Below are 25,096 nucleotides of genomic sequence, written 5' to 3'. Positions count from 1 at the left end.
CGCACTCCGGTCAGATCGGCCGACAGATCCAGTGCAAGTAGCGCCCAAGCCCGGCGAAGCTTGGGTGACGGCGGTGAGCCAGTTCCATTTCGAGCAAGTCGAGCAGTTCGGCGCGGGCCTGGAATTCCACCGGCATGTAGTCATGAAAAACCCGCACTCCACTCTGGGTTTCGACCCGCCACAGCCCCTCAAGTTGCGCTGCCAGATCCCGTGGATCTAGCGGCTGTTGTGGCGTCAGGCTCTGCTTCTCGCCGGCCATGTCGTTCTTGCGCATCTTGCGGAAATGGCCCTTGAGCAGGTTGCGGTAGATCAGCGCATCGCGGTTATAGAACGCCAGGGACAACCAGCCGTCCGGCTTCGTCAGTTGATGCAACACCGGCAAAATCGCATGGGGTTCGGCCAGCCATTCCAGCACGGCGTGGCACAGCACCAGGTCGTAGGGTTCGGTGAGCTGACCAAGCAACTCCTGCCACGGCGCCTGAATGAATGTCGCGGTCTGCCCGGCTTCGGCAAAACGCTGGCGAGCGCCTTCAAGCATCGGCTCGGCGGGTTCGGCCAGGGTCACCTGGTGACCGCGCTGGGCCAGCCACAACGACATGTGGCCCAGGCCGGCACCGATGTCCAGTACGCGCAACGGGCGGTCCGGCAGGGTTTCGGCCAGGTCGGCCTGCAGCACCGCGAGGCGGATCGCCCCTTTGGCGCCACCGTAGATTTTTTCAGCGAAGCGGGTCGCCAACTGATCGAAATGACGGTCGCTCATCAGCTGAACCGCCGTTCGCTGTCCGCGAGCTTGTTACGTACCACTTCATTCATGTCCAGTCCCAACTCGCTGCACAGCAGCAGTAAATACAGCACGATGTCGCCGATTTCCTGCCCGGCATGGGCCAGTTTGTCCGCCGGCAACTGGCGCGACTGGTCTTCGGTCAGCCACTGGAAGATTTCCACCAGCTCGGACATTTCCACGCTCGCGGCCATGGCCAGGTTTTTCGGGCTGTGAAATTGCCGCCAGTCATTGCGGTCACGAATGGCGTGCAGGCGTTCGGTCAGTTCAACAAGGTTCATCGGGCTCTCCTGAAGGCGTATAGCTTCAGGGGGATGACGGGTGAAGGCAAGTGGCAGCGTTGTGCCTGCGTACTTGCGCCATACTCAAAAAAATCGCAGCCTTCGGCAGCTTCCACGGGAACCCGGGAGCACGATCAATAGCCCAAGGCTCGGATCCGGCAACCATGCCACCACTCCATCAGGACGTACACATGCAGGTAGACAGCTTTTTCGAATGGCTCGGCCAGGCAATCGGTTCGGTCATCCGTTTTATCATCGACACCCTCAGTGGCCTGTTCAACCTGTTGAGCAACGCCGGCAGCAATTTTGTCGAAGGGCTGGCCCAGGCATTGGGCATGGAAACCTCGATCATCAGCATCATCACCTTGATCCTCGGGCTGATGCTGCTGTGGTCGGCGATCCGCGCCTTCATGAACGCGTCGATCATCATGGGGATTATCTGGTTGCTGCTGGGGTTGTGGTTACTGAGCTGGATCATTCACTAAGGCAGCCACACAGGCTCGCTTCCACAACGGATCGATGCAGATTCCGAGTTCGTCGCTACAATGCAGGCGCCCCCAAGGAGCCTGCATGTCCAACCTGATTGCCGACTGGCGCGACCGTCCGACCCATCGTCGTGTCTGGGCGCTCGCCGCCCCGATGATTCTCTCGAACATTTCCGTACCACTGGTGGCGCTGGTCGACAGTACCGTCATCGGTCACCTGCCCTATGCTCATCAGCTCGGCGCCGTCGCGGTGGGCGCCAGTCTGTATACCTTTCTTGCCTGGGCCATGGGCTTTCTGCGCATGGGCTCCACCGGATTTGCCGCCCAGGCGGCCGGGCGTGAGGATGGCGCTGCGTTGCGGCAGATTTTGCTGCAAGGTCTGTTGTTGGCCATGGGCCTGGCCATTCTGTTGGGAGCGTTGGGCGTGCCGTTGAGCGGGGTCGCGTTGCACTTCATGCAACCGTCGGCGGAGCTGGATCAACTGACCCGCGAGTTTTTCCACACACGGCTGTTCGGGCTGCCGGCGGCGCTGGCCAGTTATGCGCTGGTCGGCTGGTTTCTCGGCACCCAGAATGCCCGGGCTCCGCTGGCGATTCTGCTGAGCACCAACCTGGTCAACATCGCACTCAACCTGTGGTTTGTGCTTGGCCTGGAGTGGGGAGTGGTCGGCGCGGCACGGGCCTCGGTGATCGCCGAGTGGACCGGCGCATTGATAGGCCTGTTCATGACCCGCAAAGCCCTGCGCGCCTATCCCGGCCATATCGCCTGGGCCGCATTGGCGTTGTGGCAGAGCTGGCGCCCATTGTTGGCGGTCAACCGCGATATTTTCATCCGCAGCCTGGCGTTGCAGTCGGTGTTCTTCCTGATCACCGTGCAGGGTGCACGACTGGGAGATGCCACGGTAGCCGCCAATGCGCTGCTGCTCAACGGCCTGCTGCTGACCGCCCATGCGCTGGACGGTCTGGCCCACGCCGTGGAAGCCCTGTGCGGACACGCCATCGGCGCTCGCGACCGTGATGCCCTGCGCCGCTCACTGGTGGTGGCGTGCGGTTGGTCGCTGCTGGCAAGCCTGGGGTTCGCCTTGCTGTTTCTGTACGCCGGGCACCTGTTCATCCAGATGCAGACCAACATCCAGAGCGTGCGCGACACCGCCTTCATCTACCTGCCGTACCTCGCCGCGCTGCCGCTGATTGCGGTCTGGAGTTATCTGCTCGACGGCCTGTTCATCGGCGCCACCCGCGCCCGGGAAATGCGCAACGGCATGCTGTTGACCGTGATCCTGCTACTGCCCTTCGCCTGGATACTGCAAGGCTTGGGCAACCATGGACTGTGGATAACCTTCCTGCTGTTCATGGTGCTGCGCAGCCTGACCCTTGGCACATTCGCCTGGTACTTGCGCAAGAACGACGGCTGGTTAAAAGGATGACGAGCGACATACCTTCAACCCGCTCAGGGTTGATCGTTCTGCCACAGGTTGCGCAGGCTATCGAGACGCTCCTGCTGGGTGGTTCCCGATAACGACTGCCCTGGCACGGCGTCAGGGTGCTGCAAGCGCAGCCATAACCAGCCATCGAGCACCGGGCGCTCACTGAAACCCAGCGCCAGCCCTTCCTGCAGGTGAGCCCACAAGCTGTTGTAGTCGGTGCCGGTGGATCGGCTCCAGCGCCAGGCATGCTGCTCCAGCAGGCAGGTCTGCAAGCTGTCTCGCTGACGCGAGCTGAGGTTTTCTTCGATGGCCAGCGGCCTGACGGCAAGCCGTGGATTGAACAACTGTTGCCAGCCCAGACAGCCAATGGCCCGATCGGCCCAAGTGCCGCCGAACCAGCGTAACTGATCGATCGGACCGAGCCAGCGACTCAGCTCCTGCGCATCGCAGGCATCGAAAAAGTAACTCGCCGTTTGAGGGTTGTAGTAACTCAACAAGGCCCGGTGATGCAGGCTGAAGGTGACGGTGAGCATGCGGCGCAAATGCTCCAGCAGTTGTGATGAAGAGGCTTCACTGACCAGCAGCAACCCGCCCCATGTATGCGGCTCACTTGAGTACAGCTCGGCGAGTGCCGGGCATTCGCAAAGGTCGACCAACACTGGCCCGTGCTCACGCAACGGATGAAACTCGGTGCCTTCGAACAGCCAGAACCATCGGACATGAGCAAACTGTTGCCGCAACATCGCACCGGCCTGAGGCACGCCCGGCACATCGAGCAACAGCCATTGCGGGGTCGAGTCGGGCGCCTGAACGGCAATCATGCCGCACCGCTCTGGCCAAGCTGCGTCGCTGCCCGGCAAGTGCATAAGGATTGCGCGCAATGACTGAAACTGCCCCCACCTGGCAGCAAACACAGGAGTACCAAGGGTTCGCTGGATTGCAGCAAGCCCAATAAACCATCAACCGCGCGGCTGGCTTCAGTGGTCGAGGCGGATAGCAGCTCGACCATGCCCGGCTCTGCGCTGGACGGTGCTCCGGGAAGAAATCCGCTGATCAAGGGTTGATCAGGATCACCTTCGATAAAGCTCACCAGCACTTGCGTGCCCTCACTCAAGGGCATGACACCCGCGCTTTCCAGCTCGCCAGACAACGGCAACCAACAGTGGCTGGGGGCTGCGCCTTCGCCCTGATATAGCCAGTCAAACTGCACGGCGACCGATCTGCCGGGATCGGGGCGAGATTCACCGACGTCGACTACCCATCCCCTTTGCAGGCTGTGCATCCTGGGTTTCACAACGGGATGAGCCGCGATGAAAGGCACCTCCTGCGCAACGACGCGCAGCTGGTTGCGATACAAAAAATCTGGCTGTTGTCCTCCCTGATGCTCGACATGGGTCACTCGCCAGAGACGATTCCAGTCCGCATACGGATGACCGGACAACGGCATCAGTTGACCGCTGCGCAGCGTTGGCAGGTTCGTCTGCCCCTCGGCAATCTGCCCGCAGCCATGAAGCTTGAACTGATGCACTCCCGGTCGCTCGCTCACATCCTCGAAGACCCTCTCTTCGCCACGGCGAAACTGCCCCGGACCGTCGCCCAAGACCAGACAATGCCCGCGCGTACGGTGCTCGAAGTAGTAATGAAGCCGCTCCTGGGCGCATAGACGCTGGAAAAACTGCAGGTCCGACTCCCGGTACTGCGTGCAGAAATCACGGGACGGGTAATCGCCGTTCAGGTCGAAACGACGATCCTTGCCGGCAATGCCGTGCTCCTTGAGAACCTGGGCGAGAATGTCCGGCACCGAGCGATCGCTGAAAATTCGCTGATTGAAGCGCTGGGCCAGGCAAGCAAGCCTGGGGCCCAGACGCACACGACAAAGCCTGGGCTCATTGCCATGGCCGGGTTGAACGAGGCCAAGCAACTGTCCGTGAATACCCTCCCCCTGCGGCCCGAAGTGTAAAAAGGCCGAGCGGTACAGCAGGCTTGCAAGGTCCAGTGTCGGGTCATCGTTCAGTAGATCCACGTCGAACGCAAAAGGCTCGCTGATCGCTTCACTACCGGTAAAGGTCAAGACCTCAAAGGGGTCGGCAAGACCCGCTATATCCAGACGAAATGACGGCTCGTTGACTGAATCGAACATCGGCGATTCTCTACAGGAGGGGCGGCCGGGGATTCTCGCTGAGAGACATGGCCGAGTAGAGTGCCGAAGTACAACTTAGGAAATGACCTACGTGAAAAGAAGACCACATCGCTTGGATTGCTCGGTATGTGGGCTATTTCACGTGACAAAAGAGAAGCCCCGCACCAGGTCATCTGAAATTTCCGCAACCTACGGAGAAATTTCAGACAACCTGATGGGCGCGGTGCCTTACCTCAAGAAGACAGGTAAGACGAACGGGTCAGGCCCAGACGCAAGGCATCAAGGAACTGGGTGCGCTCGCTGGCGCTGATGCGGGCACTGGCGCACTTGTCGCGGTAGTGAGTCATCAGCTCTTCCGGCGACAAGTGCACGTAACGCAGCATGTCTTCGATGGTGTCGTGGGTTTCGATACCAGCGTGGTACACGCTGCCGTCAGCATTCTGATAGATGTTCACCGAGTCGGTGTCACCGAACAGGTTGTGCATGTCGCCAAGAATTTCCTGGTAGGCACCGACCAGGAAGATCCCCAGCAGGTAGTCTTCACCCTCGTTCAGACCGTGCACCGGCAGGCTGGTCTCGATGCTCTGCTCGTCGACGTACTGCTTGATCTTGCCGTCGGAGTCGCAGGTCAGGTCTTGCAGCACGGCACGGCGCAGTGGCTCTTCGTCGAGGCGGTGCAGCGGCAGGATCGGCAGGACCTGGCCGATGGCCCAGGTGTCCGGCAGGCTCTGGAAGACCGAGAAGTTGCAGATGTACTTGTCGGCCAGCTTGTCATTGAGTTCGTCGAGCACCTGACGGTGGGAACGCTGACGGGCCTTCAACGAGTTGTGCAGGCGGCGGCAAACGGCGAAGTAGCATTGCTCGGCCAGGGCTTTTTGCGCCAGGGTCAGCTTGCCATCGGCGTATTGGGTGGCCACGTCGCTCATGTAGTGCGTGGCGCGCCAGTAAGTCTCGGTGACCATTTCGATGTCGGTCGGGCCGAGCAGGTCAACCAGCCACTGCACGGTTTCCGGCAGTTCTTCCTTGTTGTCGATCTTCGGCACGTCGTCGTTGTGTTTCTCGACGTCGGTCACCTGCACCACCAGCATCGCGTGGTGGGCGGTCAGGGAGCGGCCGCTTTCAGAGAAGATGTTCGGGTGCGGCAGGCTCTGCGCGTCGCAGAATTCCTTGAGCATCCCGACCACGACACCGGCGTAATCGTCCATGTCGTAGTTGATCGAACTGGCGTTACGCGAGTGAGTACCGTCGTAGTCCACGCCCAAACCGCCGCCGACGTCGATGTGATCGACCGGCAGGCCAAGGTTGCGCAGTTCGCCGTAGTAACGAATCGCTTCCTTGAAGCCGTGCTGGTAGTCCGCCAGGTTGGCGATCTGCGAACCCATGTGGAAGTGCAGCAGGCGAATGCCCTGGTCCAGGCCAGCGGCACGGAAACGCTCGACCACCGACAGCAGTTGCGCCGCCGACAGGCCGAACTTGGATTTTTCGCCGCCGGTGTCTGCCCACTTGCTCGACGCCAGGGACGACAGACGCACACGCAGGCCGACCTGAGGCTTGACCTTGAGCGACGCCGCTTCTTCGATCACCAGACCGACTTCGGATTCTTTCTCGATAACGATGAACACGTTGTGGCCCAGCTTCTGGCCCATCAGCGCCAGACGGATGAACTCACGGTCCTTGTAACCGTTGCAGACAATGGTGCCGCCCTTCGGCGCCAGCGCCAGTACCGCCAGCAGCTCAGGCTTGGAGCCGGCTTCCAGGCCGATCGATACGTTCTGGGTGGCGATGATGTTTTCGATCACCGCTTCCTGCTGGTTGACCTTGATCGGGTACAGCGCGGTGTACTTGCTCTGGTATTCCAGGCGCTCGATGTTGGCGTCGAACGCACCGGTCAGCTGACGCACGCGGTCTTGCAGGATGTCTGGGAAACGCACCAGCAGCGGCAAGGACAAACCGCTTTTGCGCAGTTGGTCGACTTGCTCGAACAGGTCGATAGGCGAACTGGTCGGGCCGTTCGGACGAACTTCGACGCGACCGGCGTCATTGATCGCGAAATACCCGGCCCCCCAATGGCGAATCCCGTAAACACTGCGGCTGTCCGCAACTGTCCATTGGCTGCCATCGTCTTTGCGTGTGCGTCTTACGGACATCGAAGTCCCCTATAAAGAAGTCATAGAGCGTCGCCTTGAGTTCAGGCCGGCGCAGTCTAAAGAATGAAAATGACGTTTCGTCAACGAGGGGGTAGACCTCGCTGACCGCAGTGAGTTTAGAAACCGGTCATGAACAGGCTCTGTGAAAACCATGGAGACGACGCCAGACCAGAATGAAATCAGGACTGGATCAAGCCGCGGGTGGTTTTCACAGAGGCTGCTAGCCGCCGGACTTCTTCGCTTTGAAACCGTGTTTGATCAGCTCAGCCAAGAGTAGCTCGACATGATCGCCCTGGATTTCGATGATCCCGTCTTTCAACGCCCCACCGGTCCCACAACGTTTCTTCAACGTGGTGGCCAGTTCCTTGAGCGCGTCTTCGGCCAGCGGCACGCCGGTGATGGTCGTCACCGTCTTGCCGCCACGGCCCTTGCTTTCGCGTCGCACGCGAGCGATGCCGTCGCCGGCCGGGATAACGGTTTGTTTGCAGATGCAGGCATCCACCGGTTTACTGCATTCCGGGCAATGACGACCTGCGTCGGTGGAAAATACCAGGCCACCAAGGGCGGCGAAGGATGCGGCTTTTTTGGCCACCGGCAATCCTCTTGGGAGGACAAAGACTGATCGCAACCTTGGGCAAGGTTATCGACCGCGAAGCCCCACTCAGGCAGGGGCAGCGCTACTGAGCCGGGCACTGCCGGTTCAGCTTGAAAAGGTCGCGCAGTGTAACGGCAAAAAGCCGACTTGCTAAGAGCCAATCGGCGCCAATTTACAGCTCTTTTGCGACGTCATCCCCTTGGGCGCGAAGATAGCGCTTCAGGGCTGCCAAAGAGTCCGGGCAGTACGGCTTTTGCTGGATTTCCAGCAGGACCTGATCAATCGGGATAAAGCGCGCTTCCAGCACCTCTTCCGGCTGCAGGATCAATGGGCCGTCCCACACCGCCGAAAACGCCGAACACCAGAGCCGGTTGCCGGTGTCCTCGAAGAAAAAGTGATCGTGGGCGGTCAGTTCCACACCGCTCACCCCCAGCTCTTCTTCCAGCTCACGGGCCGCCGATTCGGCGTAGGTCTCGGTGGCCAGCACCATGCCGCCGGCCGCCACGTCCCAATAACCGGGATAAATCGCCTTGCTCAGGGTGCGCCGGTGAACGCACAGCTCACCGGCAGAATTGAACAGCATGATGTAGGTGCCGCGCCCGATCAGCCCACGCTCACGCAGGTCGGAGCGCACCAGGGCGCCGAGCAGGTTGTCCCGCTCGTCGACCCAGGCGATCTGTTCGGCATCGGAGGCCGCGCGGTGGGCGGCCTCTTTAGCGCTATCTACCATGACTCAGCCCTGATTGAGCAGTTGACGCAAGTCGATCACCGCGGCGTTGGCCCGGGAGATGTAATTGGCCATGACCAGCGAGTGGTTGGCCAGCACACCGAAGCCGCTGCCGTTGAGGATCATCGGGCTCCAGACCGGCTCTTGCGAAGCCTCCAGCTCACGGATGATCTGGCGCACGCTGACCGTAGCGTTCTTCTTCGCCAGCACATCGGCGAAGTCGACTTCGATGGCGCGCAGCAGATGGGACAATGCCCAGGCCTGACCACGGGCTTCGTAGAACACGTTATCGATCTGCATCCACGGGGTTTCAACGACTTCTTCGTCAACCTGCGGCACCTGGCCGAGCGCCGGGATTTCGGTTTTCAGCGCAGTGTTGAGCTTGACCCGGCCAACGCTGGCCGACAGCCGTTGCGACAGCGAGCCCAGACGGGTCCCTACATCACCCAGCCAGTTGTTCAGGTTGTCGGCGCGGGCGTAGAACAGCGCGCTCTTCTGGTCAGGCCCCGACAGGCGTGCCTGATAGCGGCTCAGGGAGTTGATGCCTTCCTGATACTCGGACTCACTGGATGGCAACACCCAGCTCTTGTTGTCGAAGTTGAAGCGCGGCTCGGCCTTGGCCAAATCGGCGTCTTCGGCGGACTGCGACTGGGAACGGGCGAAGTCTTTACGCAGCGCACGGCTCAGGTCGCGGACCTGGACCAGCACGCCATATTCCCAGCTCGGCATGTTGTCCATCCACAGGCCCGGCGGGAAACGGTCGTTGGAAATATAGCCACCCGGTTTGGTCAGCAAGGTACCGGCGACGGTCTTGAGGGTTTCCACCGTGGTGTACCCGACCACCATCTGCTTACCTTCTTTCTCAGCTGCCATCTGGGCATTCTGCTGAACCGGGAACAGCGCGGGTTCCTGGCTCCAGTACCAGCCCAGCGCGATAGCCACCAACAAGTAAAGGCAAATCAGAGTGGCCAGCGCCCGGCTGAACAACAGGCCACCAAAATAACTGCGGGTGGCCGATTTCGGTTCAGCGGCACGCTCAGGCGCGCTGCCCGTGCGGTTCTTCCAGTCCAGCATGGCGATATCCTTTCAATCACTTGAGTTCATCGGTTCGACTACAACCCTACGCCATCGTGCCTTATTTGCCGCGCATTAAATCCTGCGGGACACAGCGAGCCATACAATGACTGCAATCGAAGCCATCACTATAAATGAAGCACAGCGTTGAGCCTATGCGACCAGTCGGTCGGGAACTGAATGATGTCGCTTTGCAGATTATTGACATAGGACACTCATGCCATCGAAAAGAGGTGCTAGCATAGAGCCACCAGTCGATCTCAGCATGCACCCTAACTAGTAGTCAGGATATGACCGAGCCAGAAGACCCCAGCCGTGAGCGCCTCAAGCACCACTTTGCCCAGCGGGTAATTCATCAGGCACGTCAGATTCTTGAGATATGGCAACGTCTGCAACGCAATGAATGGTCCATCACCGACCTGTCGGAGCTGAGCGAGGCCAATCTGCGCCTGCTGCGCTTTGCCGAACGTTTCGAACAACCGGAACACACCCTGCTGGCCCGTCATATCGGCCAGTCGCTGGAGGCCGTCGACGCCAATCGCGGACGCCTGAGCAGCGGATTGATCACTGACCTCAACCGCCTGATGCAGCGCTTGTCCCGCACCGGCCTGCGCCATGGCGATCAGCTCGAACACACCTTTCTGCCACCGCTGCGCAAGCCGATCTACGTGATGCTGCAGGATCACGACCGGGCCGAACGGCTGGCCAAGCAACTTGAATTCTTCGGGCTCAGCGCCCAATCCCTGGGCAGTATTGCCGCGTTCCGCGCCTCGATGGTCGAGCGCTTACCGGCGGCGATTGTCATGGACGTCGACTTCAGCGGCGCCGGCATCGGCCTGAAACTGGCGGCCGAAGCCCAGCAAGGCTTGGAGCAGCCCTTGCCGCTGTTGTTTTTCAGCCTGCACGAAACCGACACCCCGACCCGCCTCGCCGCCGTGCGCGCCGGCGGCCAGGAGTTTCTCACCGGCACCCTCGAAGCCTCGAGCCTGCTGGAAAAGATCGAAGTGCTGACCTGCGTCGCCCAGTACGAACCTTATAAAGTGCTGATCATCGACGACTCCCGCGCACAGGCCTTGCACACCGAACGCCTGCTCAACAGCGCCGGGATCGTCACGCGGACCTTGATCGAACCGATCCAGGCCATGGCCGAGCTGGCGGATTTCCAGCCGGACCTGATCATCCTCGACATGTACATGCCGGCCTGCACCGGTACGGAACTGGCCAAGGTAATCCGCCATAACGACCGCTATGTCAGCGTGCCGATCATTTATCTGTCGGCCGAAGACGATCTGGACAAGCAGCTCGACGCCATGAGTGAGGGCGGCGACGACTTCCTGACCAAACCGATCAAGCCGCGACACCTGATCACCACCGTGCGCAACCGCGCGGCGCGGGCGCGCAATCTGAAAGCGCGGATGGTGCGCGACAGCCTGACCGGTTTGTACAACCACACCCATATTCTGCAGCTGCTCGAAGACTGTTCATTCCGTGCCCGTCGCGAAAACAAGCCGCTGAGCTTTGCGATGCTCGACATCGACCACTTCAAACGGGTCAACGACAGCCACGGCCATCCCATGGGCGACCGGGTGATCAAGAGCCTGGCGCTGTTCCTCAAGCAACGGTTGCGCAAGAGCGACTTTATCGGCCGTTACGGCGGTGAAGAGTTCGCCATCGTCATGCCGGACACCGATATTGAATCGGCCTACAAGGTGCTCGATGAAATCCGTCAGCGCTTTGCCGAAATTCACTACCCCGCGCAGCCCCAGGACCTCTGGTGCACCTTCAGTGCCGGCGTCGTCGAACTGCACGAAGGCTCCGACAGCCTGATGATGGCCACACAGGCAGACGAGGCGCTGTACCGCGCCAAGGACGCCGGACGCAACCGCGTGCAAGCCGCGCGGGAGTCAAAGCAAAGTGCCACTTTTTCATCGGAATCGACCGATTCGGTCATAACGCTGTAACAGAAACGCAATAACTTCAGGCACTTACCATTCTGCCGTTGGTAGTCCGCAATGCGCCTGAAGCTGTTGACCAATCTCAATACCCTCCTTCTGGTCGCCGTGTGCGTGGCCCTCGGCGCAACCCTCTGGTGGTCGCAAAAAGCCCTGGAACGCCCCTATCTGTTGATGGAGCGTTACCTGGGCCTGTCCCAGCAGTTTCAAAATGAAGTGGCGCGCAACGTCGAGGATTACCTGGCCAGCGGCGATGCCCTGCGTCTGAGCAGCGCCAGCCAGGCCATCGACAGCCTGCAAAAGGAGCTCGGCGAATTACCTCCGCCCCTGGCCGATACCTTGCACCCCAGCCTGTCGAATCTGGAGGAGTTCAGCAAGACGGACCTGCTGGCCGCCGGCAAACTTGCCGGCGATCCACAAGCCCTGCTGTTGCAAGCTGAACGCGAGCTCGGTGCCAGCCTCGATCAGCTCAGCCAGTACGCCAACGGCAACGCGGCGTACCTGACGCCTTTGCTCGCAGCTTCCCAGCATCTGGGCAAGTTGTCTTTGGCCCGGGACAAACTGGTCAGCAGCGGGCGCAGTGAACTGGCCGCCGATGTCGAGCGCGAAGTCGCCAGCATCCGCGTTCAGGCTGAACAATTGAACAGCTTGCCGCTGCTGGGGGTGACTGCCAGCAGTGAATCGAACACCGATGACTTCTCCGCCATGATGGGCCTGGAGAACACCGAGAAAGCCGTCGCCGAAGACGCCGGCGTCAGCCTCAAGCGTGAACTCAACAGCCTGCTCACCCGCTACCCGACTGAACTGGCACGCACGCGCGGACAGATCCAGAAACGCGCCGACCTCGGCGCCGCGACTCACTTGAAAATCACCGCCGTGCAGCAGGCCATCGCCGGGCTGGAACCGGTAGTGCGCGCCCAGCACGGGCAAATCCAGGGCGAAGTGCGGCTGATGCAGGGCGTGATGATCGGGCTGATTCTGCTGATCGCCTTGCTCATCGATACCTTACAGCGACGCCTGGCCCGAACCCTGACCAATCTGGCGCCAGCCCTTTCGATCTGGGCCGAGGGCGACTTCAGTCGCGACATTCAACTGGGTGCGACCAACCGCGAACTGCATGACATTCAAGCTTCGCTCAATCGCTTGCGTGCCTATCTGGTCGACCTGGTGGGGACCATTCGCCTCAATGCCGAGCAAGTCGCCGGCAGCAGCCGGACGCTGGCCGAATTGAGCAATGACCTGCACAGCGGCGCCGAGCATCAGGCCGGCGACACCGCGCTGATCCGCGACTCTCTCGGTGAACTCGAAGCAACGATTCAACAAGTCGCCGGTGATGCCAGCCAGGCCGCGGACGCCAGTCGTCATGCAGGGCTGGCGGTGGAGCATGGTCAGAAGGTCATCGGCCTGAGCCTCACCGGGCTGCATGCGCTGGTGGGTGAAGTGCAAGGCAACGCGCAGATGATCGAACATCTGGCCGAAGAGTCGGCGACTATCGGCGGCGTGCTGACGGTGATTCGCTCGATTGCCGATCAGACCAACCTGCTGGCGCTGAATGCCGCCATCGAGGCGGCCCGCGCCGGGGAGATGGGCCGGGGATTTGCGGTGGTGGCCGAAGAGGTTCGTTCACTGGCGCAGCGCACCGCCGGTGCCACCGCCGAGATTCAGACACTGATCGCCGGCCTGCAAACCGCCGCGCGACAATCGGTCGAAGGCATGCGCGCCCAGGTCGAACACGCCGAAGCCACGGCCAACCAGGCCCAGGCCGCCGACGGTGCGCTGGATAAAATCGTCGGAGCGATCCAGACCATTTCCGACACCGCCGTGCGCATCGCCGATGTCACTGCCCAGCAGAGCGGCGCTGTCAGCGAAATCCGCGATCACAGTGAGCGGATTCATCAATTGGGTGGGGATAACTTGCTGCGCATCGGCGAGGGGCGGGAGCAAGGAGAGAATTTGCTGGTGCTGGGCGGACGGTTGCATACCGCCGTTCAAGCCTTCCGCGTCTGATAAATCGCCATCGCGGGCATGTTCACCACCCATTCCCCATTCTGCACACCAGCCCATCGTCCGCTATCATGCCCGCACCTCCAATACGCGAGATTGTCATGCGCCGTTTGCTCTGCCTGCTGTTTTTAGTGCTCGCCCTCCCGGCCTCCGCCGCCGGGTTGCTGGACAGTCGCCCCAGTTCCACCCTGGGTTCGATCAACAACAGCGCCGACTTCCTGCCGGTGCGCGAAGCCTTTCAGTTGAGCCTGGTAGAAAGTACGCCGCAATCGATCAAGCTGCGTTTCGTCGCCACCGAGGGTTACTACCTCTACCGCCATCGCTTCCAGTTTCGCGCAGATCCGGCCGACGTTGGCCTCGGTGCGGCTCAACTGCCCAAGGGCGAACAAAAGCACGATGAATACTTCGGCGATGTCGAGGTTTACCACGGCATTCTCGATGTAGAGCTGCCACGCACCGATTCCCGCGCCTTTACACTGGCCGTGACCTATCAGGGCTGCGCCGACAAAGGCCTGTGCTACCCGCCCGAGACCGAGCGCCTGAGTATTGATGGCAGCGGTGCCACGACCACAGCCTGGGGCTGGCGCGAACTGGCGCTGTTCTTCCTCGCAGGCCTCGGCCTGACCTTCACCCCCTGTGTGCTGCCGATGCTGCCGATCCTCTCCGGGGTAGTCCTGCGCGGGCAGATCGGCGGTTTACGTGGCTTCAACCTGTCGCTGGCTTATGTGCTGCCGATGGCCATCTGCTTCGCCCTGTTGGGTGCATTGATGGGCATGTTCGGCGCACAGCTTAATCTTCAGGCGCGCTTGCAATCGGCCTGGGTGCTGGTGCCGTTCGCGATGTTTTTCGCAGTGTTTGCCTTGGCGATGTTCGGGGTGTTCGAACTGAAACTTCCCTACGCCATCAGCAGCCGCCTGGACCGGATCGCCGGGCGCACCGAAGGTGGCTCACTGTGGGGCGCGGCGGTGCTGGGCGTGGTGTCGAGCCTGCTGGTTTCGCCCTGCGTCTCGGCTCCCCTGGCCGGTGCGCTGCTGTACATCAGCGCCAGCGGCGATGCCTTGGGCGGCGGATTGAAACTGTTCATGCTTGGCCTGGGCATGGGCGCTCCGCTGTTGCTGGTGGCGACTGGCGGCGCGGCCTGGTTGCCGAAAAGCGGGCCGTGGCTGATCTACGTGAAAAACGCGATTGGTGTGCTCTTGCTGGGGCTGGCGATCGGTTTGCTCAGCCGAGTATTGCCAGGCCAGATCACTTTACTGTTGATCGGCTTGCTCGCCGGTGGCGTCGGTTTGTTCATGGGCGCGCTGGAGTTTGTCTATAAGCCGCCGAGAAAACGCCTGGGGCAATTGCTGGGGATGTTTCTGCTGTTTTATGCACTGGCCTGTTGGTACGGCGCGTTCAGCGGTCAGTCCGATCCATTCAACCCCATTGGCCAGCCGCGCCTCGTCGCCAGCAACGAGCAGCAAGCGCCAATCGCCAGCACCTGGCAAACCATCAGCACTCCAGCCGAACTGGATCGCGTCCTCGCCGAAGCCAAATCCTCCGGCACGCCGCTGCTGCTCGACTGGTACGCCGACTGGTGCATCAGTTGCAAAGTCATCGAACACGAAGTGCTCAACGATGCCAACGTCGTCGAACGTCTCAAAGGCTATCGACTGATCCGTTTCGACATCACCGCCAGCAACACCGAACAGCGCGCCCTGCTCGACCGCTACAAGCTGTTCGGCCCTCCGGCGCTGATGTTTTTCGGCAGGGACGGCGTCGAACGCACCGATGTGCGAGTGATCGGCGAGATAAACGCCACGGACTTCGCCGAACGTGTTGCGAAAGCAAATGACCGGATTTAATCACCCGGTCACATATTTCGCGCAAACATCGGCCATCGTGCTGCCTATTGCATAGAACTGGACAGTCACAAAGTCTTTGCGGCATAGTCGCCTGGTTCTGACAATTGCACACGGATCACAAAGGAGCAGCAGATGGCGACCCTATTGGTTTTGCACGGCCCTAACCTGAACCTGCTCGGCACCCGGGAACCGGGGGTCTATGGTGCAACCACCCTGGCACAAATCAACCAGGACCTGGAACAGCGGGCGCGCAATGCCGGCCACCATTTGCTTTACCTGCAAAGCAACGCCGAGTACGAATTGATTGACCGCATCCACGCTGCTCGCGGCGAAGGTGTGGACTTCATTCTGATCAATCCAGCAGCTTTTACGCATACAAGTGTCGCGTTACGTGACGCGCTGCTGGCGGTGAGCATCCCATTCATCGAAGTGCATTTGTCTAACGTGCATAAACGCGAACCTTTCCGCCATCACTCTTACTTCTCCGATGTAGCGGTGGGAGTGATCTGCGGCCTTGGCGCCAGCGGTTATCGACTGGCCCTGGAGGCCGCACTAGAGCAGCTTGAAAGACAGGCAACGGCTTGAACAACAAGCGTTAAACGCCCCTGACCGACCCTTGGGAGTTGATGATTCATGGATATCCGTAAAGTTAAGAAATTGATCGAATTGCTGGAAGAGTCCGGCATCGACGAGCTTGAGATCAAGGAAGGCGAAGAGTCCGTACGCATCAGCCGTCACAGCAAGACGCCGGCTCAGCAGTACTACGCACCGGCTCCGATGCATGCGCCGGCACCGGCTCCAGTTGCTGCCGCCGCTCCGGTTGCTGCCGCTGCGCCTGCGGCTCCAGCGGCTCCAACGCTGAACGGCAATGTTGCCCGTTCGCCGATGGTCGGCACGTTCTATCGCAAATCTTCGCCGTCCTCGCCATCCTTCGTTGAAGTTGGCCAGACCGTGAAGAAAGGCGACACCCTGTGCATCGTCGAAGCCATGAAGATGATGAACCACATTGAGGCTGACCACAGCGGTGTGATCGAATCCATCCTCGTCGAAGACGGCCAGCCGGTTGAGTTCGACCAACCGCTGTTCACCATCGTTTGAATCGCGGAGAGCCTTTGATGACTGCGAAGTTGGAAAAAGTTCTGATCGCCAACCGCGGTGAGATCGCCCTGCGGATTCTGCGTGCCTGCAAGGAAATGGGCATCAAGACCGTCGCCGTTTACTCCAAGGCCGACAAAGAGCTGATGCACCTGGGCCTGGCAGACGAATCCGTCTGCATCGGTCCGGCCTCCGCCGCTCACTCCTACCTGCACATTCCGGCCATCATCGCCGCTGCTGAAGTGACCGGCGCTACCGCCATTCACCCAGGCTACGGCTTCCTTGCGGAAAACGCCGACTTTGCCGAACAGGTCGAGAACTCCGGTTTCGCGTTCATTGGCCCGAAAGCCGATACCATCCGCCTGATGGGCGACAAGGTATCGGCCAAGCACGCCATGATCGCCGCTGGCGTTCCAACCGTTCCGGGCTCCGACGGCCCACTGCCTGAAGACGAAGAAACCGCTCTGCGCATTGGTCGCGAAGTCGGTTATCCGGTGATCATCAAAGCCGCTGGCGGCGGTGGTGGTCGTGGCATGCGCGTGGTGCACAAAGAAGAAGACCTGATCTCCTCGGCGAAACTGACCCGCTCCGAAGCGGGCGCAGCGTTCGGCAACCCGATGGTCTATCTGGAAAAATTCCTGACCAACCCACGTCACGTGGAAGTTCAGGTGCTTTCCGACGGTCAGGGCCACGCCATCCATCTGGGCGACCGCGACTGCTCGCTGCAACGTCGTCACCAGAAGGTTCTCGAAGAAGCGCCGGCACCGGGTATCGACGAGAACGCGCGCGAGGAAGTCCTCGCCCGTTGCGTCAAGGCTTGCATCGACATCAGCTACCGTGGCGCCGGCACTTTCGAGTTCCTGTACGAGAACGGCCGCTTCTACTTCATCGAGATGAACACTCGTGTCCAGGTAGAGCACCCGGTATCGGAAATGGTCACCGGCATCGACATCGTCAAGGAGATGCTCAGCATCGCCGCCGGCAACAAGCTGTCGTTCACCCAGGATGACGTGGTCATCCGCGGTCACGCGCTGGAATGCCGGATCAACGCCGAAGACCCGAAAACGTTCATGCCGAGCCCAGGCACGGTCAAGCATTTCCACGCACCAGGCGGCAACGGCGTTCGCGTCGATTCGCACCTGTACAGTGGCTATGCCGTTCCGCCGAACTACGACTCGTTGATCGGCAAGCTGATCACCTACGGCGCAACCCGTGACGAAGCCATGGCGCGCATGCGTAATGCGCTGGACGAGATCGTTGTCGACGGGATCAAGACCAACATCCCGCTGCACCGTGATCTGACCCGTGACGAAGGCTTCTGCAAAGGGGGGGTGAACATTCACTACCTCGAGCACAAGCTGGCTGGCGAGAAGCACTAAGCTTCAGCCGGAACATGACAAGGCCGCCTTCGGGCGGCTTTGTTGTTTCTGGAGATGCCGCCCGGAAACCTTGTGGCGAGGGAGCTTGCTCCCGCTCGGTTGCGCAGCAGCCGCAAGACCATTCATCCGAGTTGTGTCAGACAGAGCCGTATCTGCCATTTTGGGACCGCTTCGCGCTCCAGCGGGAGCAAGCTCCCTCGCCACAGAGACCGACGTCTCCGCTATTGGATGGCAACCCGGTCGTCTTCTGCCGCGCGCTCGCGTAAACTTGCGCGCTTCTCGCAGCCCGCTAGGCTGCAATCTATATTTTTCAAAGGTGCCCGCCATGCCTTGGCTGCAAGTCCGTCTCGCCATCAGCCCAGAACAAGCCGAAACCTACGAAGACGCTTTCCTTGAAGTGGGCGCCGTATCGGTGACCTTCATGGACGCCGAAGATCAGCCGATCTTCGAGCCGGAACTCAACACCACCCCGCTGTGGTCGCACACACACCTGCTGGCCTTGTTCGAAGGCGGCACTGACGCCGCCAGCGTGCTGGCCCACCTGGAGTTGCTGACCGGCAGCCCGCTGCCCGAGCATCACAGCGAAGTGATCGAAGACCAGGACTGGGAACGCAGCTGGATGGATGGCTTCCAGCCGATGCGCTTCGGCCAGCGCCTGTGGATTGTCCCGAGCTGGCACGCCGCCCCTGAGCCTGACGCGGTGAACCTGCTGCTGGACCCGGGCCTGGCGTTCGGCACCGGCACTCACCCGACCACCGCGCTGTGCCTGGAATGGCTCGATGGCCAGGACCTGAAAGACTGCAACGTGCTGGATTTCGGCTGCGGCTCGGGGATTCTGGCGATTGCCGCCCTGTTGCTGGGCGCCAAACAAGCCGTCGGCACCGATATCGATGTGCAAGCCCTGGAGGCCTCCCGCGACAACGCCGGACGCAACAACATTGCCGACGAGCTGTTCCCGCTCTATCTGCCGGAAGATTTGCCGCAGGTTCAAGCCGACGTACTGGTCGCCAATATCCTCGCCGGCCCGCTGGTTTCCCTGGCGCCGCAACTGTCCAGCCTGGTCAAGCCCGGCGGTCGCCTGGCACTGTCGGGCATCCTCGCCGAACAGGGCGAAGAGGTTGCCGCTGCCTATGCCCGGGACTTCGATCTGGATCCGATCGCCAATCGCGACGGCTGGGTACGCATCACTGGCCGTCGGCGCTAGAATGAGCGCCTGCATAAACCGGATTGCCGCATGACCGATAGCTTCGTCACCCAATGCCCGCATTGCCAAACCAGCTTCCGCGTCAGCCACGCTCAGTTGAGCGTGGCCCGTGGGGTGGTTCGTTGCGGCTCGTGCTTGCAGGTGTTCAACGCCGCCAGGCAGTTGCTTGAGCAACGGGCCGGCAAGGAAGCGGTAAAACCGGCTGCATCGGCGCCCGTAGAACCGCCCGTGCAGCGGGCCATCAGCCAAAAGCAATGGACCGCGGCCGAGATGGACCTGGACAGCCTGGACCTGGACGAAGAGCTCGCCCGGCTCGAACAGCGGGAAATCCAGCCGACGACGGAGTTCGGTCACCCCCGCGAAGACAGCCTCAGTGCTCGTCGCGACAGCACCGAACACGACGAAGCCCCTTGGCCCGACAGCCTCTTCAGTGAGTCGGCCGCCGATCGTGCGCAAGCCGCCGACGTGCAGACGCCATCACCGATGGTCGAACCGACGATCGAGCCAGGCAAACACTCGCGCACCGAGCCTTCGCTGTCCATGGAGCCCGTGCCGCTGGACGATGAGCCCGAGATACAGCAGCTGCGCCTGCACGACCCGCTCGACGCCCCGATCCCTTTTGGCAGCCTGTCGGCGAAAACCGATGACGACGAGATCGACGATGACCTGCCCTCCGTCGAGCCCCTGCGCAAGCGACGCGAACGCAGCGAACCGGCCATGCGCGCTGAAGTGCTGCAGGACCTGACCGACGACCCGCTGCAACTGGATTGGCAAAAACGCCGCTCCCCCTGGGGTCGGCGCTTTTTCTGGCTGCTGCTGATCCTGCTCGGCGCCGCCGGCCTCGTTGGCCAGTACGTCGCCTACCACTTCGACGAACTGGCGCGCCAGGACCAGTATCGTCCGTGGTTCCAGCAACTCTGCCCGCACATCGGTTGCACAGTGCCGTCCAAGGTCGACATCGCGAAAGTCAAAAGCAGCAATCTGGTGGTCCGCAGCCACCCGGACTTCAACGGGGCGCTGGTGGTCGATGCCATCATTTATAACCGTGCGCCCTTCTCCCAGCCGTTCCCGCTGCTGGAGCTGCGCTTTGCCGACCTCAACGGCCACCTGATCGCCAGTCGTCGCTTCAAGCCCGGCGAGTACCTCAACGGCGATCTCGAAGGCCTGGCCGAAATGCCGCCGCAAACGCCGATCCACATCGCGCTGGACATTCTCGACCCAGGCCCCAAAGCGGTGAACTACAGCCTGAGCTTCCATTCGCCCGAGTAAAACACTCAAGCGTTGCAGGCTTGACGGCGGTTTCCTGACTTTGACCGTTCAAACCAAACCGCTGGCGATAACGAATTAGTTGTTCAGATTTTGTTCAATTCAGCCTTTATCCAGTCATCGAGAGCGGGTATCATGCCAACCCTTTTTCGAACTCTCATGATCCGGCCCCACAACAGGGAAGTCCTATGTCGGCGGTACGCATCGGTCCATATACATTGCACAACGGCTTGATCCTCGCCCCCATGGCGGGCGTCACCGACCAGCCCTTTCGTCAGCTGTGCAAACGATTGGGCGCAGGACTTGTAGTCTCGGAAATGGTCACCAGCGACATGAGCTTGTGGAACACCCGCAAATCGCGGATGCGCATGATCCACGAAGGCGATCCCGAGCCCCGCTCGGTACAGATCGCCGGCGGAGATGCGCAGATGCTGGCGGATGCGGCCCGAGCCAACGTCGAGCTGGGTGCACAGATTATTGACATCAACATGGGCTGTCCGGCGAAGAAGGTCTGCAACAAGGCCGCCGGTTCCGCACTGTTGAAAGATGAAGCATTGGTGACCGAGATCCTGCAGGCCGTGGTGGCTGCGGTCGATGTGCCGGTCACCCTGAAGATCCGCACCGGCTGGGACCGGGCGAACAAGAACGGTCTGACGGTGGCGAAGATCGCCGAACAGGCAGGCATCACGGCGTTGGCCGTACATGGCCGCACGCGTGCCGACCTGTACACCGGGGAAGCTGAGTACGACACCATTGCCGCGATCAAGCAGGCGGTGTCGATTCCGGTCTTCGCCAATGGCGATATCGATTCGCCCGAGAAAGCCCGGTACGTGCTCGACGCGACCGGTGCCGATGGCCTGTTGGTGGGCCGGGCTGCCCAGGGGCAGCCATGGATTTTTCGTGAAATCGACCATTATCTGCGTACCGGCGAAAAACTCCCGGCACCGGAACTGATCGAGGTGGAATGTATTCTGCTTGAGCATCTGGCCGCGCTGCATGCCTTCTATGGCGACGTCATGGGCGTGCGCATAGCTCGCAAGCATGTGGGCTGGTATCTCGCAACCTTGCCGGGCGCCAGGGAGTTTCGCGCCCACTTCAATCGTTTGGAAGATACGGAAGCACAATGCGCCTACGTTCGAGGCTTCTTCGCCGAACGTTACAAGAGCCTGACAGGGGACGGAGAAGGGGTGGCCGCATGACGATGATGACCGAGACTTTAGTGAGTGGAACAACACCCGTGAGCGACAACGTGAATTTGAAACAGCACCTCAATACCCCGAGCGAAGAAGGTCAGACCCTTCGCGGGAGTGTCGAGAAGGCGCTGCACAATTATTTCGCCCACCTTGAGGGCGCTGCCGTCACGGATGTGTACAACCTGGTGCTCTCCGAAGTCGAGGCCCCCCTGCTCGAATGCGTGATGAACTACGTCAAGGGCAACCAGACCAAGGCCAGTGAGCTGCTCGGACTGAACCGGGGCACCCTGCGCAAGAAACTCAAGCAGTACGATTTGCTGTAAGCATTCAATCAAACCAGAAAGGCGCCCACGTAAAACCGGTCGCCTTTTTTGCTGACTCCTTTGCTTTTGATGGAAATTGAGATGACCGACCAGACTACCCGCCTGCCGATCCGCCGCGCCTTGATCAGCGTTTCCGACAAGACCGGGATCCTTGAATTCGCCAAAGAGCTCGAAGCCCTGGGCGTAGAGATCCTCTCCACCGGCGGGACGTTCAAGCTGCTGCGCGACAATGGTGTTGCCGCAGTGGAAGTCGCGGATTACACCGGTTTCGCAGAAATGATGGACGGCCGGGTGAAAACCCTGCACCCGAAAATCCACGGCGGGATCCTTGGTCGTCGCGGTATCGACGACGCCATCATGAGCGAGCACGGCATCAAGCCGATCGATCTGGTAGCGGTCAACCTGTACCCGTTCGAAGCCACCATCAACAAGCCAGGCTGCGACCTGCCGACTGCCATCGAGAACATCGACATCGGCGGCCCGACCATGGTCCGTTCGGCGGCAAAAAACCACAAAGACGTGGCCATCGTGGTGAATGCCAGCGATTACGCCAACGTTCTGGAAAGCCTCAAGGCCGGCGGCCTGACCTACGCTCAGCGTTTCGACCTGATGCTCAAGGCCTTCGAACACACCGCCGCCTACGACGGCATGATCGCCAACTACATGGGCACCGTGAACCAGGCGGCTGAAACCCTCTCGACCTCCGGCCGCAGCGAATTCCCGCGCACCTTCAACAGCCAGTTCATCAAGGCTCAGGAAATGCGCTACGGCGAGAACCCGCACCAGAGCGCGGCGTTCTACGTTGAAGCCAAGCCTGCCGAAGTCGGCATCGCCACCGCGACCCAACTGCAAGGCAAAGAGCTGTCGTACAACAACGTGGCCGACACCGACGCCGCGCTGGAATGCGTGAAGAGCTTCGTCAAGCCGGCCTGCGTGATCGTCAAGCACGCCAACCCGTGCGGCGTGGCCGTGAGCCCGGACGCCGAAGGCGGCATCCGTCAAGCCTACGAACTGGCCTACGCCACCGACACCGAGTCGGCGTTCGGCGGCATCATCGCGTTCAACCGCGAGCTGGATGCTGAAACCGCCAAGGCCATCGTCGAGCGTCAGTTCGTCGAAGTGATCATCGCCCCATCCGTCAGCGCAGAAGCCCGCGCCATCGTGGCCGCCAAAGCCAACGTACGCCTGCTGGCCTGCGGCGAGTGGTCGGCTGACCGCGTTCCAGCCTGGGACTACAAACGCGTCAACGGCGGTTTGCTGGTACAGAGCCGCGACATCGGCATGATCGGCAGCGAAGACCTGAAAGTGGTGACCAAGCGCGCGCCAACCGAGCAGGAAATCAACGACCTGATCTTCGCCTGGAAAGTCGCCAAGTACGTCAAGTCCAACGCCATCGTCTACGCCAAGAACCGTCAGACCATCGGTGTCGGCGCCGGCCAGATGAGCCGCGTGAACTCCGCGCGTATCGCCGCGATCAAGGCTGAACATGCCGGCTTGCAAGTGCAGGGCGCGGTCATGGCGTCGGATGCGTTCTTCCCGTTCCGCGACGGCATCGACAACGCAGCCAAGGTCGGTATCACTGCGGTGATCCAGCCAGGTGGCTCGATGCGTGATAACGAAGTGATTGCGGCAGCTGATGAAGCCGGCATCGCCATGGTCTTCACCGGCATGCGCCACTTCCGTCACTAATAAGACAACGGCCGCACTGAACCCGGTATCTGCTGCGTTGGAACCGACCTCGATGATGCTCATTGCCAAAAGGCAACTCCGCTCATCGAGGTCGACTCCGCCTTGCATCTACCGGCCTCGTTGCGACCTCCTACGGCGTGAAGCGCTTTAGGTTCCAAAACAGAATTAGCGTCATCCGAGGTTTTTGAAATGAATGTTTTGATCATTGGCAGCGGTGGCCGTGAACACGCCCTGGCCTGGAAAGTAGCTCAGGATCCGCGCGTGCAGAAAGTGTTCGTTGCCCCGGGCAACGCAGGCACCGCCATTGAAGCCAAGTGCGAGAACGTCGCCATCGACGTGCTCGCCCTCGAGCAGCTTGCAGATTTCGCGGAGAAAAACGTTTCCCTCACCATCGTCGGCCCGGAAGTGCCGCTGGTTGCAGGCGTTGTCGACCTGTTCCGCTCCCGTGGCCTGGATTGCTTCGGCCCGACCGCAGGTGCCGCGCAACTGGAAGGTTCGAAAGCCTTTACCAAGGATTTCCTGGCGCGTCACAAGATCCCGACCGCCGACTACCAGAACTTCACCGAGATCGAGCCGGCCCTGGCTTATCTGCGTGAAAAAGGCGCACCGATCGTGATCAAGGCCGATGGCCTGGCCGCCGGCAAAGGCGTGATCGTGGCCATGACATTGGCTGAAGCTGAAGACGCGGTGCGCGACATGCTCGCTGGCAACGCGTTTGGCGATGCCGGCTCCCGCGTGGTCATCGAGGAGTTCCTGGACGGCGAAGAAGCCAGCTTCATCGTCATGGTCGACGGCAAGAACGTGCTGCCGATGGCCACCAGCCAGGACCACAAACGCGTCGGCGACGGCGACACCGGTCCGAACACCGGCGGCATGGGCGCCTACTCCCCGGCACCGGTCGTCACCGCCGAAGTCCATCAGCGGGTCATGGACCTGGTGATCTGGCCAACCGTGCGCGGCATGGCCGAGGAAGGCAATGTTTACACCGGTTTCCTCTATGCCGGCTTGATGATCGACAAGGCTGGTAACCCAAAAGTTATCGAGTTCAACTGCCGTTTCGGCGATCCTGAGACCCAACCGGTGATGCTGCGTTTGCAGTCGAGCCTGGTGTTGCTGGTCGAAGCGGCCCTGGCGCAAGCGCTGGACAAGGTCGAAGCACAGTGGGATCCACGTCCGAGCGTCGGTATCGTATTGGCCGCTGGCGGTTACCCGGGTGACTACGCCAAAGGCGTTGCCATCAACGGTCTGGATGCAGCCGCGGCACTGGAAGGCAAAGTCTTCCACGCTGGCACTGCACTCAAGGACGGTCAGGTGGTGACGGCCGGTGGTCGGGTACTGTGCGCAACCGCCATGGGCACCAGCGTCGACACAGCCCAGCAGCAGGCTTACAAACTGGCGGCTAAAATCGACTGGGAAGGCTGCTTCTATCGTAAGGACATTGGCTACCGTGCCATTGCCCGCGAGCGTGGCGAAAATCAGGAATAAGCCATC

At 60.9% G+C, this 25,096-nt stretch carries 22 protein-coding genes; 14 read left to right on the top strand and 8 right to left on the bottom strand.

Annotated elements, in window-relative coordinates; all coding sequences use genetic code 11:
• Nucleotides 1–10: 10 nt before the first annotated feature.
• Both FFH90_RS04230 and FFH90_RS04225 read right to left on the bottom strand, forming a co-directional pair.
• Nucleotides 11–760 carry a methyltransferase domain-containing protein gene (locus FFH90_RS04230; RefSeq protein ID WP_018928410.1) on the bottom strand — a complete coding sequence of 250 codons (750 nt, stop codon included), beginning with the start codon at nucleotides 758–760 and terminating at the stop codon, nucleotides 11–13.
• The gene (locus FFH90_RS04225) at nucleotides 760–1,062 is read right to left on the bottom strand and encodes a MazG-like family protein (RefSeq protein ID WP_007937232.1); all 303 of its coding nucleotides are present in this window, start codon (nucleotides 1,060–1,062) and stop codon (nucleotides 760–762) included. The genes FFH90_RS04230 and FFH90_RS04225 overlap by 1 nt, the downstream gene beginning before the upstream one ends.
• Before the next feature lie 191 nt (nucleotides 1,063–1,253).
• Here FFH90_RS04225 and FFH90_RS04220 point away from each other — a divergent pair, with 191 nt between their 5' ends.
• A complete protein-coding gene (locus FFH90_RS04220) occupies nucleotides 1,254–1,547 on the top strand; it encodes a hypothetical protein (protein WP_018928411.1) in 294 nt (97 codons plus the stop codon).
• A gap of 85 nt (nucleotides 1,548–1,632) precedes the next feature.
• The gene (locus FFH90_RS04215) at nucleotides 1,633–2,973 is read left to right on the top strand and encodes an MATE family efflux transporter (RefSeq protein WP_138866720.1); all 1,341 of its coding nucleotides are present in this window, start codon (nucleotides 1,633–1,635) and stop codon (nucleotides 2,971–2,973) included.
• A 23-nt stretch (nucleotides 2,974–2,996) separates the two neighbouring features.
• Here FFH90_RS04215 and FFH90_RS04210 read toward each other — a convergent pair whose 3' ends face one another.
• The 6 genes from FFH90_RS04210 to FFH90_RS04185 all read right to left on the bottom strand — a co-directional run bounded on the left by FFH90_RS04210 (nucleotide 2,997) and on the right by FFH90_RS04185 (nucleotide 9,656).
• Nucleotides 2,997–3,794 (bottom strand): DUF4123 domain-containing protein, encoded by a 798-nt coding sequence (locus FFH90_RS04210; protein WP_138866719.1) that lies wholly within the window; start codon nucleotides 3,792–3,794, stop codon nucleotides 2,997–2,999.
• The gene (locus FFH90_RS04205; protein WP_064616068.1) at nucleotides 3,791–5,113 is read right to left on the bottom strand and encodes a contractile injection system protein, VgrG/Pvc8 family; all 1,323 of its coding nucleotides are present in this window, start codon (nucleotides 5,111–5,113) and stop codon (nucleotides 3,791–3,793) included. Before FFH90_RS04205 ends, FFH90_RS04210 begins: the two co-directional genes overlap by 4 nt.
• Before the next feature lie 233 nt (nucleotides 5,114–5,346).
• Nucleotides 5,347–7,260, bottom strand: a complete 1,914-nt coding sequence (speA, locus tag FFH90_RS04200; protein ID WP_018928415.1) for an arginine decarboxylase — start codon at nucleotides 7,258–7,260, stop codon at nucleotides 5,347–5,349.
• Nucleotides 7,261–7,480: 220 nt separating this feature from the next.
• Nucleotides 7,481–7,852 carry a translation initiation factor Sui1 gene (locus FFH90_RS04195; RefSeq protein ID WP_007914613.1) on the bottom strand — a complete coding sequence of 124 codons (372 nt, stop codon included), beginning with the start codon at nucleotides 7,850–7,852 and terminating at the stop codon, nucleotides 7,481–7,483.
• A gap of 175 nt (nucleotides 7,853–8,027) precedes the next feature.
• Nucleotides 8,028–8,585: an NUDIX hydrolase gene (locus FFH90_RS04190; RefSeq protein ID WP_018928416.1), complete on the bottom strand. Its 558-nt coding sequence runs from the start codon at nucleotides 8,583–8,585 to the stop codon at nucleotides 8,028–8,030.
• Between the two features lie 3 nt (nucleotides 8,586–8,588).
• Nucleotides 8,589–9,656 (bottom strand): DUF2333 family protein, encoded by a 1,068-nt coding sequence (locus FFH90_RS04185; protein ID WP_064616066.1) that lies wholly within the window; start codon nucleotides 9,654–9,656, stop codon nucleotides 8,589–8,591.
• Nucleotides 9,657–9,946: 290 nt separating this feature from the next.
• Between FFH90_RS04185 and gcbA the strand changes: the two genes are divergently transcribed.
• The 12 genes from gcbA to purD all read left to right on the top strand — a co-directional run bounded on the left by gcbA (nucleotide 9,947) and on the right by purD (nucleotide 25,090).
• Nucleotides 9,947–11,617, top strand: coding sequence for a diguanylate cyclase GcbA (gcbA, locus tag FFH90_RS04180; protein WP_138866718.1), 1,671 nt, complete (start codon nucleotides 9,947–9,949; stop codon nucleotides 11,615–11,617).
• Between the two features lie 51 nt (nucleotides 11,618–11,668).
• Nucleotides 11,669–13,615 carry a methyl-accepting chemotaxis protein gene (locus FFH90_RS04175; protein ID WP_138866717.1) on the top strand — a complete coding sequence of 649 codons (1,947 nt, stop codon included), beginning with the start codon at nucleotides 11,669–11,671 and terminating at the stop codon, nucleotides 13,613–13,615.
• 98 nt (nucleotides 13,616–13,713) lie between these two features.
• Nucleotides 13,714–15,456, top strand: coding sequence for a protein-disulfide reductase DsbD (locus FFH90_RS04170; protein ID WP_018928420.1), 1,743 nt, complete (start codon nucleotides 13,714–13,716; stop codon nucleotides 15,454–15,456).
• Nucleotides 15,457–15,588: 132 nt separating this feature from the next.
• The gene (gene aroQ / locus FFH90_RS04165; RefSeq protein WP_007937215.1) at nucleotides 15,589–16,041 is read left to right on the top strand and encodes a type II 3-dehydroquinate dehydratase; all 453 of its coding nucleotides are present in this window, start codon (nucleotides 15,589–15,591) and stop codon (nucleotides 16,039–16,041) included.
• Nucleotides 16,042–16,089: 48 nt separating this feature from the next.
• On the top strand, nucleotides 16,090–16,554 hold the full coding sequence (gene accB, locus FFH90_RS04160; RefSeq protein ID WP_111455267.1) for an acetyl-CoA carboxylase biotin carboxyl carrier protein: 465 nt from the start codon (nucleotides 16,090–16,092) through the stop codon (nucleotides 16,552–16,554).
• Nucleotides 16,555–16,571: 17 nt separating this feature from the next.
• Nucleotides 16,572–17,930, top strand: a complete 1,359-nt coding sequence (accC, locus tag FFH90_RS04155) for an acetyl-CoA carboxylase biotin carboxylase subunit (RefSeq protein WP_138866716.1) — start codon at nucleotides 16,572–16,574, stop codon at nucleotides 17,928–17,930.
• A 325-nt stretch (nucleotides 17,931–18,255) separates the two neighbouring features.
• A complete protein-coding gene (prmA, locus tag FFH90_RS04145) occupies nucleotides 18,256–19,134 on the top strand; it encodes a 50S ribosomal protein L11 methyltransferase (RefSeq protein WP_019582270.1) in 879 nt (292 codons plus the stop codon).
• A 30-nt stretch (nucleotides 19,135–19,164) separates the two neighbouring features.
• Nucleotides 19,165–20,403 (top strand): DUF3426 domain-containing protein, encoded by a 1,239-nt coding sequence (locus FFH90_RS04140; protein WP_138866715.1) that lies wholly within the window; start codon nucleotides 19,165–19,167, stop codon nucleotides 20,401–20,403.
• A gap of 185 nt (nucleotides 20,404–20,588) precedes the next feature.
• Nucleotides 20,589–21,599 (top strand): tRNA dihydrouridine synthase DusB, encoded by a 1,011-nt coding sequence (gene dusB / locus FFH90_RS04135; RefSeq protein ID WP_018928425.1) that lies wholly within the window; start codon nucleotides 20,589–20,591, stop codon nucleotides 21,597–21,599.
• On the top strand, nucleotides 21,596–21,916 hold the full coding sequence (fis, locus tag FFH90_RS04130) for a DNA-binding transcriptional regulator Fis (protein ID WP_007907419.1): 321 nt from the start codon (nucleotides 21,596–21,598) through the stop codon (nucleotides 21,914–21,916). Before dusB ends, fis begins: the two co-directional genes overlap by 4 nt.
• Before the next feature lie 81 nt (nucleotides 21,917–21,997).
• On the top strand, nucleotides 21,998–23,605 hold the full coding sequence (purH, locus tag FFH90_RS04125; protein ID WP_018928426.1) for a bifunctional phosphoribosylaminoimidazolecarboxamide formyltransferase/IMP cyclohydrolase: 1,608 nt from the start codon (nucleotides 21,998–22,000) through the stop codon (nucleotides 23,603–23,605).
• A gap of 189 nt (nucleotides 23,606–23,794) precedes the next feature.
• Nucleotides 23,795–25,090, top strand: coding sequence for a phosphoribosylamine--glycine ligase (purD, locus tag FFH90_RS04120; protein WP_064616059.1), 1,296 nt, complete (start codon nucleotides 23,795–23,797; stop codon nucleotides 25,088–25,090).
• Nucleotides 25,091–25,096: the final 6 nt, after the last annotated feature.

The sequence above is a fragment of the Pseudomonas sp. ATCC 43928 genome, assembly GCF_005938665.2.
GTDB lineage: Bacteria > Pseudomonadota > Gammaproteobacteria > Pseudomonadales > Pseudomonadaceae > Aquipseudomonas.
This window is presented reverse-complemented; position numbering and strand designations above follow the sequence as displayed.